This window comes from Streptomyces sp. NPDC014656, assembly GCF_043084305.1.
Taxonomy (GTDB): Bacteria; Actinomycetota; Actinomycetes; order Streptomycetales; family Streptomycetaceae; genus Streptomyces.
On sequence record NZ_JBIBZN010000005.1, the window covers coordinates 1 to 12,000 of the forward strand.

General features: G+C 71.6%; 6 protein-coding genes and 1 pseudogene. 4 read left to right on the forward strand and 3 right to left on the reverse strand.

The features are described from left to right. Both ACF1ED_RS13485 and ACF1ED_RS13490 read left to right on the forward strand, forming a co-directional pair. On the forward strand, positions 1–6,144 hold a 6,144-nt coding region (locus tag ACF1ED_RS13485), incomplete at its 5' end, for a polymorphic toxin-type HINT domain-containing protein (RefSeq protein ID WP_391759790.1). Next, the gene (locus tag ACF1ED_RS13490) at positions 6,128–7,159 is read left to right on the forward strand and encodes a DUF3710 domain-containing protein (RefSeq protein WP_391759792.1); all 1,032 of its coding nucleotides are present in this window, start codon (positions 6,128–6,130) and stop codon (positions 7,157–7,159) included. The genes ACF1ED_RS13485 and ACF1ED_RS13490, both read left to right, overlap by 17 nt. Before the next feature lie 218 nt (positions 7,160–7,377). On the opposite strand, the gene ACF1ED_RS13495 is transcribed toward ACF1ED_RS13490, so the two are convergent. Then, positions 7,378–8,268, reverse strand: coding sequence for a LysR family transcriptional regulator (locus ACF1ED_RS13495; protein ID WP_391759794.1), 891 nt, complete (start codon positions 8,266–8,268; stop codon positions 7,378–7,380). A gap of 102 nt (positions 8,269–8,370) precedes the next feature. On the opposite strand from ACF1ED_RS13495, the gene ACF1ED_RS13500 reads away from it, so the two are divergent. Then, entirely contained in the window at positions 8,371–8,736 is a 366-nt protein-coding gene (locus tag ACF1ED_RS13500) for a YybH family protein (RefSeq protein WP_391759796.1), read from the forward strand. 24 nt (positions 8,737–8,760) lie between these two features. On the opposite strand, the gene ACF1ED_RS13505 is transcribed toward ACF1ED_RS13500, so the two are convergent. Both ACF1ED_RS13505 and ACF1ED_RS13510 read right to left on the reverse strand, forming a co-directional pair. Further along, positions 8,761–9,615, reverse strand: a complete 855-nt coding sequence (locus ACF1ED_RS13505; RefSeq protein WP_391760704.1) for a hypothetical protein — start codon at positions 9,613–9,615, stop codon at positions 8,761–8,763. Further along, on the reverse strand, positions 9,612–10,085 hold the full coding sequence (locus ACF1ED_RS13510) for a GreA/GreB family elongation factor (protein ID WP_391759798.1): 474 nt from the start codon (positions 10,083–10,085) through the stop codon (positions 9,612–9,614). Before ACF1ED_RS13510 ends, ACF1ED_RS13505 begins: the two co-directional genes overlap by 4 nt. Positions 10,086–10,299: 214 nt before the next feature. Here ACF1ED_RS13510 and ACF1ED_RS13515 point away from each other — a divergent pair. Next, positions 10,300–11,827, forward strand: a pseudogene (locus tag ACF1ED_RS13515) (hypothetical protein). Positions 11,828–12,000 lie beyond the last annotated feature (173 nt).

A 12,000-nucleotide genomic window follows, 5' to 3' on the forward strand; every position in this document is an offset into this window, starting at 1 on the left:
ATCCCCGCCTCGCTGGGCGGTCCGGGTCCGTCGCTGTCGATCGGCTACAACTCGGGCAGCATCGACGGCCGTACGGTCGCCACCTCGCAGCAGCCGTCGTGGGTGGGTGACGGCTGGGACACCGGTTCCAGCTTCATCGAGCGCACCTATGTGGCGTGTGCGGAGGACCGCAAGGCGGGCAGCGGGTTCAACAACCCCACCACCCACCCCACCGGTGACCTCTGTCATGGCCCTCCGATGGTCACGATGTCGCTGAATGGCTCGTCCACTTCCCTGGTCCTGAACGACGCGGACAAGAAGTGGTACCCGGCCAACCAGGACGGCTCGAAGGTCGAACTCCTCACCGGCGCCGAGAACGGCGACAAGGAGAAGGAGTACTGGGTCGTCACCAACAGCGAGGGCGTGAAGTTCCACTTCGGCCTCAACCGCCTGCCCGGCTGGGCCAGCGGCAAGCCGGAGACCAACTCGGCGCTCAATGTCCCGGTGTACGGCAACCACTCCGGCGAGCCCTGCTACAACACGTCCTACGCGTCGTCGGTGTGTGACCAGACCTACCGGTGGAACCTCGACTACGTCGTCGACCCGCGCGGCAACGCGCTGACGTACTGGTATGCCAAGGAGCGCAACTTCTACGGCTCCAACGTCACCACCACCGGCACCTCCACCGCCCGCGGCTATGACCGGGCCGGCTACCTCAAGCGCGCCGCGTACGGCCTGCGCTCGGACGACCTGTTCGCCCCGGCGCCGGCCGAGGTCACCTACAAGGCCGAAGAACGCTGCATCGTCACCAGCACCTTCGACTGCGCCGAATCCAAGCTGACCTCGACGGCCGCCTACGAGGTCGCGAAGAACTGGCCGGATGTCCCGGCCGACCAGCTGTGCGCCTCCGGGCAGACCTGTACCGACCGCTACACCCCCACCTTCTTCACCCGCAAGCTGCTCAAGAGCATCACCACCCGGGTGCTGAAGAACGGCGTGTCCACGCCCGTGGACACCTGGACGATGGCCCACTCCTTCCAGTCCACCGGCGACGGGGCGGTCAACGGCGAGTACCCGCTGTGGCTGAAGAGCATCCAGCGCACCGACGAGAACGGCGGCACCCTGGGCCTGCCCGCGGTGACCTTCATCGGCGTGCAGAAGCCCAACCGGGTCGACAACGACACCGACGGCAACCCCCCGTATCTGCGCTGGCGCATCACCCAGATCAACACCGAGACCGGCGCGCGCACCATGGTCGTCTACGCGCCCACCGAGTGCTCCAGCACCCCGGGCGCGGTGAAGCTCCCCAGCTCGCCGGACAGCAACACGATGCGCTGCTTCCCGGTCGTGGTGGAGACCAACGATCCGACCGATCCGACGGGGCTGAAGAAGAAGTACTCCACGGACTGGTTCCACAAGCACCGGGTGGACCAGGTCCGCGAGGAGGACAAGAACGGCACCTCGCCCACCCGTGAGGTCAACTACACCTACCTCGGCAGCCCGGCGTGGGCGTATGACGACGCCAGCGAGCTGACGAACAAGCCGGCCCGTACCTGGTCGGTCTACCGCGGCTACGGCGAGGTCCGCACCGTCCACGGCGTCGCCCCCGACGTGTTGACCCGTATCGAGACCCTCTACTACCGCGGTCTGGACGGTGACCTGAAGGCCGACGGCACCCGCCGCGACGTCTCCATCACCGCCTCGGACGACAGCACGGTCGACGACCACCGCATGCTCGCCGGCCAGGCCAGGGAGGTGCGCTACTACGAGGGCGTCAGCGGCGCCCTGCACTCGGCCACCATCACCACCCCCCACCTGCAGGGCCCGGTCGCCACCCGCGACCGCTCGGCGACGGGGGCGTCGGATCTCGAAGCGTGGATCCAGGGTCAGAAGTCGACGTCGTCGCGCACGATCCTGTCCGGCGGCCGTGGTGAGCGGAAGACGGCCGTCGAGCACGGCTACGACGCCGAGGGCCGTCTGGAGTGGACCTGGTCCAAGGGCGACCTCGCCAAGTCCGATGACGACACCTGCACCCGCTTCGAGTACCTGAACGACACCGAGAAGTGGTTCAAGTCCCAGCAGACCCGGGTTCTGACCGTCACGGCGGCGTGCAACACGCCGATCATGTTCGGCCCGGACAATGTCGTCTCGGACTCCAAGGTGGAGTACGACGCGGCCGGCAACGTCGTCAAGACGCTGTCGCTGTCGGGGTTCACGAACAACGTGCCGCAGTACACCACGCAGGGCGCGGCGACGTTCGACGCCTACGGCCGCATCACCTCCGCGACCGACGTCTACGGCAAGACCACCACTACCGCCTACACCCCCGCCTCGGGCGCGGTGGTGACCAAGACGGTCACCACCAACACCCTCGGCCACACCGCGACCACCGAGGTCGACCCCGGCCGCGGCCTGCCGCTGGTCCAGACGGACGCCAACGGCCGCAAGACCGTCATGGAGTACGACGCGCTGGGGCGGATGAGGAAGGTCTGGTCCCCGGACCGCGACCCGCTCACCACCACCCCGGACGCCGAGTTCGAGTACACGGTGGGCCGTGACGCCCCCGTGGTGATCACGAACAAGCGTCTGCTGGAGGACGGCACCTACCGCGTCTCCTACGACTTCTACGACGGCGCGCTGCGCCTGCGCCAGACCCAGAACCCGGCGATGAACGGCGGCCGGGTCATCACCGACACCTTCTACGACAGCCTGGGCCGGGTCTGGAAGGAGAACGGCGGCTACTACAACAGCGCCAGCGGCCCGGTCGCCACCATGTTCCCGCCGACCGACAACTCCGTGCCGTCCTCCACCGTGACGACGTACGACGGCGTCGGCAGGCCGACCGCCACCATCGCCCGCAGCAAGGGCGTGGAGACCTGGCGCACCAGCCTGACCTACGGCGGTGACTGGACGGCCGTCGACCCGCCGGCCGGCGACACACCCACCATGTCGATCATGGACGCGCTGGGCCGCAAAACGGAGCTGCGTCAGTTCAAGGGTGCGGGTCCGTCGGGTGACTACGACAAGATCACCTACGAGTACACGCGCAAGGGTCAGCTGGAGAAGGTCACCGACCAGATCGGCAACGTCTGGTCCCAGACCTACGACATCCGCGGCCGCGTCAAGACCATGACGGACCCGGACAAGGGCACGTCCGACCTCACCTACGACCAGGGCGACCGCGTCGTCTCGATGACCGACGGCCGCAGCCCGCGCCGCACGATCGCGATGGCCTACGACGCGCTGGGCCGCGTCACGTCCACGCACGAGGGCTCGCTCTCGGGCACGAAGCTGACGTCGCAGACCTACGACACCGTACCCGGTGCCCTCGGACTGCCCGCCGCTTCCACCCGGTATGTCGACGGCAACGCCTACACGCAGGCGGTCACCGCCTACGACACCGAGTACCGGCCCAAGTCGACCTCGGTGACGATCCCGGCCAGTGAGGGCAAGCTCGCCGGCACCTACACCTACACGAACACCTACACCCCCCGCACCGGTCTCCCGCAGACCACGACCCACCCCGCGGTCGGCGGCCTGCCCTCCGAGCGCATCTCCATCGGCTACAACGCCCTGGACACCGTCAACTCGATGGCGGTCGCGGGCCTGACGTTCGTGGCGGCCACCGAGTACACCTCGCTCGGCGACGTCGTCCGCACCAAGGTCGATTCGGCGGGCCGGGCGCTGATCACCAGCAACCTGTTCGACGAGCAGACCCGCCGGGTGACGCGCACGACGAACCACCAGGAAGTCGGCACGGTCGACACGGTCACGCTCAACGACGTGGTCACCGACTACGACGCCTCCGGCAACGTCATGCGCATCACCGACAAGACCGGCGACAACCCCACCGCCGCCACCACCGACGTGCAGTGCTTCGCCTACGACCACCTGCGCCGGATGACCGACGCGTGGACGGCGTCCGACGCGTGTGCGCTCAAGCCCGAGGCATCCGGACCGGGTTCGGCGCCGAAGGTCGGCGGTCCGGACGCCTACTGGCACTCGTACACCTTCGACGCGGCCGGCAACCGTCTGAGCGAGACCAAGCACGACCCGCTGGGCGACACGGCGAAGGACGTCAAGCGCACCTTCACCTACGCCACCGGCCTGCCCACCAAGAGCCGTCTGGCCAAGGTCACCACCACCGGCCCGCAGGGCCAGCGTGAGGACCTGTTCGGTTACGACGACGCGGGCAACACCACCACCCGCACCATCCAGGGCAACACCCAGAACCTGACCTGGGACCTGGAAGGCCACCTTCAGAAGGTGACCGCCGGAACCAAGGAGTCGTCCTACGTCTACGACGCGGGCGGCAAGCGCCTCATCAAGCGCGAGGCGACCGGCACCACCCTCTACCTGCCCGGCACCGAGCTGAAGCTCGATGCCGCCGGGAATGTCGCCAAGACCACCCGGTACTTCGCCCACCCGGCGGGCCCGGTCATGGTCAAGGTCGCCGAGGGCGGCACGGTCACCAAGTCGTACCTGCTGGCCGACCGCAACGGCACCGCGACGACGGCCGTCGACGCGGCGACCAAGACGGTCACCCGCCGCAAGCTGACCCCGTTCGGCGAGGACCGCGGCACCGCGCCCTCGATGTGGCCGGACGACAAGGGCTACCTCGGCAAGACCAAGGACGACACCGGGCTCACCCACATAGGCGCCCGCGAGTACGACCCGGCGCTGGGCCGGTTCATCTCCGTCGACCCGATGATGGACATCGCCGAGTCGCAGACGATGAACCCCTACGCGTACGGCAACAACAGTCCGATCACATTCTCCGACCCCTCCGGTCTGGCGATGTGCATCGACGAGAAGTGCACGCAGAGGGTCCAGACCGAGGGCAAGACCTTCGACCAGATCATCGAGGACGTCAAGGACTACTACCAGGCCGTGCCCCCGCCGCCGGCTAAGCCGACGACAACGGTCAGCGAGGCCGACGTCAAGAAGGCCACCTTCATCCGGCAGAAGTCCAAGGCCGACATCATCCTCGAGATCGCCGTCGAGGTCGCCAAGGGCATCAGCGGATTCGACGACATCAAGGCCTGCCTCGGCGGCGACGTCTGGGCCTGCGGCGCCCTCGCACTCGACGCCGCCATGCCCTTCGCCGGAAAGGCCAAACGCACCCTCAAGGCACTCGAAACCGCCTGGAAGATGTACAACCGCTGGGAGGACGAGGTCCGCTGGGCCGTCGGAACCCTGCGACGCGCCGACGACGAAGCCGCCGCCATGGCGAAGTACGCCGAGGACTACGCCGCCTGGGAGAAGAGAGCCGACGCCGCCAAGGCGGCGGCGAAGAAAGCCGACGACGCGGCAGCCGACGCGGCGAAGAAATCCGACGGCGGCGGAGGCGAGACCTGCCCTATCAGGAACAGCTTCACCCCCGACACCCACGTCCTGCTCGCCGACGGCACCAGCAAGCCGATCAAGGACCTGAAGCCCGGCGACCAGGTCATGGCGACCGACGAGAAAACCGGTGAGACCACCGGCAAGAACGTCGCCGCCACCATCACCGGCGACGGCGAGAAGCACCTCGTCCGCATCACCCTCGACACCGACGGCGACAAGGGAACCGCCACCGCCCCCATCACCGCCACCGACGGCCACCCCTTCTGGGTCCCGGCCCTGGACAAGTGGGTCGACGCCAAGGACCTCAAGCCCGGCCAGTGGCTCCGCACCAGCGCCGGCACCCACGTCCAGGTCACCGCCGTCCAGGCATGGACCCAGACCGCGAGCGTCCGCAACCTCACGGTCGCCGACTTCCACACCTACTACGTCCTCGCGGACACCACCCCCGTCCTCGTCCACAACTGCGGAACGAACGGGGAATCGATCCCCGTCACGCGAGGCAGTGGAAGGGTTTCCACGAATCCGGGCGAGTTCGGCGACATTCCGGACCCGCAGTCGGGTGGCTACGTCAGGCCGCGTGGTACGCGGCTCACGGAGGCGTCCGGTACGACGCGACGGGCCAGTCAGGAAGTGGGCGACGAAGCGCAGAGCCGTGCGTCGACCGTTTCGAGGGTGCCGACCTACGCGAACAAGATGGCAGATCTGGCGGACTCCACGGGTGCTTCGAGTGGCGTCGTAGAGTCAGTGGCTGCCGTGAGCATGGTGGCAGCAAGGTCCTGGCAGCTCTTCAGGAATTGGTGGAATGGACGCCGTACGTAGTTCAGCAAGGCGGATTCTGGATGAATTCCGTCAGTATCGCAGGCTGTCCCCGGATTCCCTGAGGAATGCGGGCTGGGAAAGTCTCCCCGGAGACACCACTCCGGCCACCGTGCTTCTGTTCGCGGCCAGGGCGGTTCTGCAGGTGCGTCAGGAGACGGGTGCCGATCCGCGGGAAGTGGTGAGCGCGGCCATCGGTGACGAAGCGGAGCGCGTGGGGATGGAATCCCTCGCGCAAGCGCTCGTCGGTGACATGGCGGCGGCTCGTGCCGCACGGCAGCACGGTGTCCGAGCTCTGGAATCCGTGGTCGCCCTGCTCGCGGCGCTGATCGAACTGGAAGGGGTGAGAGAGGAGGAGATCGACGAACTCCTGGCCCATGCGGCTTCGTTCGCCGAAGAGGCGGCGTCCGAGGAAAGGGGTACTCGTGTGAGTCGCCGCGGATCGGAGGCAGGCCCTTGGGACGAGAGCGAGGCCGGTGCGCGGGCAGGAGAGCTGATCGATCTCGGCGGCCTGAGGATCCCCCGTGAGACGGGCATCAGCGTCGAGCTGAACGAGGGGGGAACACCACCTCGGCCGCTGGCCGTCACGGTCCGCAAGGGGAGTACGGCACTGCAGATCCAGGCCTACTACTCCTCCGGCGAACCCCAGTGGGCGGCTGCCCGGGATCGCATCGCCCGGGACGTGCTGTCCCGGGGCGGGGAGGCGAAGGAGTGGTCGGGCAGGATCGGTCCCGAGCTGAGGTGTGTGGTGCCCGTCGAGACGGACAGCGTGAGCACGCGGCACATGCCTGTGCTGATGTTGGGCTGTGACGGTCCGGGCTGGCTGCTGCGCTGCATGGTGACGGGCTCGGACGCGGAGTCGGGTGCCCAGGAGACCTGGGCGTACTCCTACGTGGAACGGGTCGTCGTGGTGCCCTCGTACGTGCCACGGGAACGGCCCTCGCTCTCGCCGACGGGCTTCGGGTTCTCGCCGGTTCGTCCCGTCGAAGGCCCCATCCCTCTGCGGATGCCCGGATAGCTCGTCGACGATCCCTTCGAGTGCCGCCGCGCCGGGTGTGGGCAGCGGCGCTCGAAGGATCCTGCCCGTAGGAAGGGGGGCTCGTTCGCCTGTGTCATGAGGCGGGCGAGCCCCCTTTCGGTTCACTCGAAACCCCCCGGGCCGCCGTCGGTCCCACCGGACCGACGGCGACCCCGCCGGTTCGTTCGTCCCGCTTCGTTCGTCTCCGCCGGAGCGTGTCAGGGGAGGGGCGGGGGACCGAAGGCCCGGCGGGCGTGTGTGAGGAAGGCGCGGACGGCCGGGCTGTGGGCGGGTCTCCAGACCAGGGCGAGGAGGGCGGGGACGTCCACGTCGCGGAGGGGGAGGGCGGTGAGGCGGTCGGTGTGGGAAGCGGCCATCGAGGCGCTGAGGACGGCGACGCCGAGGCCGCGGACGGCGAGGTCGGCGATCGCGTCCGCCGCGCCCGCCTCCAGGGCGACGGCCGGGCGGAGGCCCCGCGCCGCGCACGCCTGGTCGAGGACGGCGCGCAGACCGGTGCCGGGGGGCATGGAGACGATCGGGTGGGCCGTCAGCTCGCGGAGGGAGAGGGCCTCCCGGCCGGCCAGGGGGTGACCGGGCGGGACGGCCGCGACGAGTCCCTCGCTGACGATCGTGAGCGCGTCGAGCCCGTCGGGGGTGGTCGCGGCGGCTCCGAGGAGCGCGAGGTCGAGGGTGCCGCCGCGGACGCCGTCGGCGAGCCGGGCGGAGGTGTCCTCCTGGAGCAGGAGCTCCACGCCGGGGTGCGCCCCGTGGAAGGCGGCGAGGGCGTCGAACAGCGGGGTGACGGTGCAGCCGACGACCATGCCGACGGTCAGCCGGCCCCGCACCAGCCCGGTCACCTCGTCCACCGCCCGGCCCACCGCCTCGGCCGAGGCGAGCGCCGCGCGGGCGTGCGCGAGCGCGGCCTCCCCGGCGACCGTGAGGGTCACCGCGCGGGCCGAGCGGTCGAACAGCTCCGCGCCCAGCTCGTGTTCGAGCCGCCGGATCTGCGCGCTGACGCCGGACTGGCTGATGTGCACCCGCTCGGCGGCCCGGGTGAAGTTCCGCTCCTCGGCGACCGCGACGAAGTACTCCAGCTGCCTCAAGTCCATGACCATAGATTCTAGTAGGCAGCAGAACCATCTGTTGGACTTCTGATCGGCCCCGCGTGAGGCTGGAGGCACGGAAACGAGGAAGCAGCCCAGGAGGAAACCGTGCAGGAGTACGAGAAGGCCATGCGGCCCGAGGACATCACCCGCCTCTTCGTCGAGCGGTCCAACGCCGGTGACGCGGCCGGGGTCGCCGCGCTGTACGCCGAGGACGCCGTGCTGGCCTACCCGCCCGGCGAGCTGACGGTCGGACGGGAGGCGATCCGCGAGCTGTGGGCGAAGGTGCTGGCCCACCGGCCGCGCTTTGAGCCGGAGGAGCCGCTGCCCACCCTGGTGAACGGCGACGTCGCCCTCACCTCGACCCCGCCGCGTGACGGCGCCGGCGCGCGGGCCCAGGTCGTCAGGCGCCAGACCGACGGCAGCTGGCTGCGGATCCTCGACCAGCCGGAGTTCGTCCCGCCGGCGCGCTGAGGCGGACGCACGCGCGCGGGGCGGTCAGGTGCGCCACCAGGGCTCCCGTACGAAACGGCTCCCCGTGCCGGTACAGCCCAGGCCGTTGGAGATCTCCTCCGCGTCCAGGTTCCAGCCCACCACCCCGTCGCCCTTGCGGCTCAGCTCGATCAGCCGCGCGTCGGCGGTACGGCTCCCGTCGGTGACCCGGCAGGCCACGATCGAGGTCCACGCCTGTCCGTCGAGCGCGGAGACGAGGAAGAGCGCCGGCAGGACGGCCACCGTGAGGAGCAGGGCCACCCACTGCTCCGCGCCCGCCGCCCGGCGCAGCCACGGCGGCGGGCGGTAGTCCGGATCGTGCGCAGTGCCGTGTGAAGTGCCGTGCGGGTCGTCGCGCGCGGTGCCGTGCGGGCGGTGCGGCCGCCGCCGCCCCGTCCGGTACTCCACGACCACGCCCTTGCGGAGCGCGTACGCGGCGAGCGCCGTGCCCAGGCCCCACCACGGCCCGAACAGGCAGGCGTCGATGACGCCGACCGCCAGCGGGTTCAGGACGGTGATCCCGGCCCTGCGCAGGTGCGCGAGCGGCCCCCGGCCGGTGGGGACGGCGCCGCGCGCCGCGAAGAGGGCGAAGACGACCCGGGAGACCACCACGGCGAGGACCGAGCCGAGCAGCGGATCGGTGATCACCATGCCGAGCAGCACGTCCGGCCAGTTCGCCGGCTCCATGCCGACGAACACGTCCCGCACCGCGTCCCCGCCGCCCACCGTGTACGCCACCTTGGCCACCGGCACGGCGAGCGCCAGCGCGATGAGCACGGTGTGCCCGGGGCCGCCCTTGCGGTCGGCCCGGCGCTCCTCCTCCAGGTCCCGGTCGGCCCGGCTGTCGGCCGCCCCGGTCAGGAGCCGCCGCCCGCGCCCACCGAGAGGACGACGGCGGTGGTCCGGCCGAGGGGCGTCGCGTACGTGACGCTGTCACCGGCCGCGTGCCCGAGCAGCGCCCGGCCGAGCGGGCTGTCGGCGGTCACCAGCGCCGGATCCTCCGCGTCGGCCGACTCGCCGATGTGCAGGGTCGACTCCGTGCCGTCGTCGAACCGCACGCCCACCGTGCTGCCTACCCCGATCGTCCCGCTCGACGGCGGCCCGGCGGCCGCCGCCTCCCGCAGCCGCCCCTCGATCTCCTCGATCCGCGCGTCCAGCCGGTCGGCCTCCGTGGCCCGCTGCAACTCGTCGGCCTGATCGGCCCGGTCGCCCGGTTCGTCGGCGTCGCCGAGCGTGGCGGCGACGTTCGCCCGCTCGGTGCGCAGCGCGGACAGTTCGCGGTTCAGCGCCGCGCGGGCGGCCTCGCTCATGGGCTCCGGTCCAGCGGTCATGACTGCTCCCGTCGTGCGGTGGCGGGGACGAAGAACGACGCTCACCATTCCGACACCACCGGAAAAGTCCGTCAAATCGCGCGAAGCGGTCGTGGGTGCGCCGAGGGCCTCGGAAAACCTCTGGCGCCCCCGGCGCCGGGGGCGTTAGCGTGATCGCGATGATCACTCACTCCTCACGCCGATGGGGGGTCCTCACCGCGCACGGAGCGTCCTGATGGACACATCCGTGCGGGAGGACACCCGCCTTTCCCTCTGGCGGCGCGTGCGTGCCTACGCCGTACCGCCCACCACGATCGAGACCGCCACCGCCCGCCGCCTCGCCGGCGACTGGGCCGGCGCGTGCGCCGCCGCCGGCGTCGACCTCTACCTGACCCCCCGGACCCTGGCCCGCACCCACGGCACCGACCTGGCCGCACGCGTCCGCGCCGACCTCCGCCGGCTCGCCCCCGACCTGCTCCGCTGGCACCTGCCCAGAACCGCCCCGGACGGCCTGCTCCGCCCCGGGACGACCCTCACCCTGGCCGTCTACGCCGACCACGAGGAACCCGGCGGGCACAGACCGCGCCCGGTCCACCTCGTGGCCCGCACCGCGCCCGCCTGGGCCGACGCCGGACAGCGGATCTCCCTCGCCCTCTGGGACGGCCCGCCCGCCGGCCCGGACCCGCGCCGGCGGAGCACGTACGACCCCGCCGCCGCGCCGCGCCGGCGGAGCCCGTACGGCCCCACCGCCGCACACCCCCACCCGCACCCCAGCCACCGCTTCCGGCTCGACCTCCACCGGCACCTGTGGGACGCCACCCGCGCCGGGGAACTCCGCGCCCGGTCCGGCGCGGACCTGCTGCCCGCCCTCCCGCCCTCACCGGGCGGCCCCCCCGGGCCCCGGCTGGGCCGTGGACCGCTGGGCGGCCGAGGCCCGCCTCCTGCTCGCCGCCGACGGCCGGACCACCGGCCCCGTCCTCGTACGCCTCGGAGCCCGGCACCGGATCCTCCTCACCCCCGAGCCGGACGGCACCGCCCGCACCGAACCCGCGCCGCCGGGCCGGGGACGATACGGACCCCGGGGCGACGGGACGGCCCGCCGGCCGGCCGTGCTCCCCGACGCGGCCACCTGGACCCCACCCGACCTCGCCCTGCTCCGCGCCGGACTGCTCACCCCCGACGACCTGCACCCGCTCGTCGCGCAGGCGCTGGCGCCCGGCCACGGGACCGGCCGCCGGACGGCCCGCGAGGACGGGCGGCGGCTCGTGGAGTGCCGGGGGAGCCGGCACCGCATCGGCCTCGTCGACGGCGTCCTCGTCCCCCTCGACCACGACCCCTCCGAACTCCGCCGCGAGGAACTCCTCATCGCCCTCGGCGGCACGCCCCTGCCCTGCCTGCGGGCGATCGACACCGCCCACCGCAGGCCCGACAGCCTCACCGGCATCCGCGAACGCCTCGCCCACGGCGACACCGCCGGCGCGCTCGCCGCCGTCGAGGCCCTCCTCGGACCCGGCGCTGCCCTGCGCGACGGCCCCCTGCGCGAGGCCCTCGAACGGGCCGCCGAGCGGAAGGTCCTGCACGGGCTCTACCGCACCGGCCTGCGCGCCACCGGCCCCGCGAACGCCGCCGAACCCCCGCCCGCACCCCGACCCGACCCGGACCGGGGCCGACTCCGGCGCCCCCGCGGCACCGGGTTCGGCGCCCGGGAGGCGCGCCGGGCCCTCACCCACCGCGCCCACCCGCGCCACGCCCTCACCCGCTGACCTGCGGCACCCGGCGTACCCGCCGTGCCCGCCGTGCCTGCCGTGCCCGCCGTGCCTCCGTACTTGCTGCACCCGCCTCACCCGCCGTACCTGACGCACCCGTCCACCGACGGCACCGTCTCCGCCCGCTTCCCTCCGCCGCCGTGCTCCGGCACGCCCGCACCCACCCCAGG

Bases quoted from the DNA above. Each gene is read 5' to 3' on its own strand.
- ACF1ED_RS13490 (WP_391759792.1), top strand. From the start codon at position 6,128: ATGGACGCCGTACGTAGTTCAGCAAGGCGGATTCTGGATGAATTCCGT.
- ACF1ED_RS13495 (WP_391759794.1), bottom strand. From the start codon at position 8,268: ATGGACTTGAGGCAGCTGGAGTACTTCGTCGCGGTCGCCGAGGAGCGG.
- ACF1ED_RS13510 (WP_391759798.1), bottom strand. From the start codon at position 10,085: ATGACCGCTGGACCGGAGCCCATGAGCGAGGCCGCCCGCGCGGCGCTG.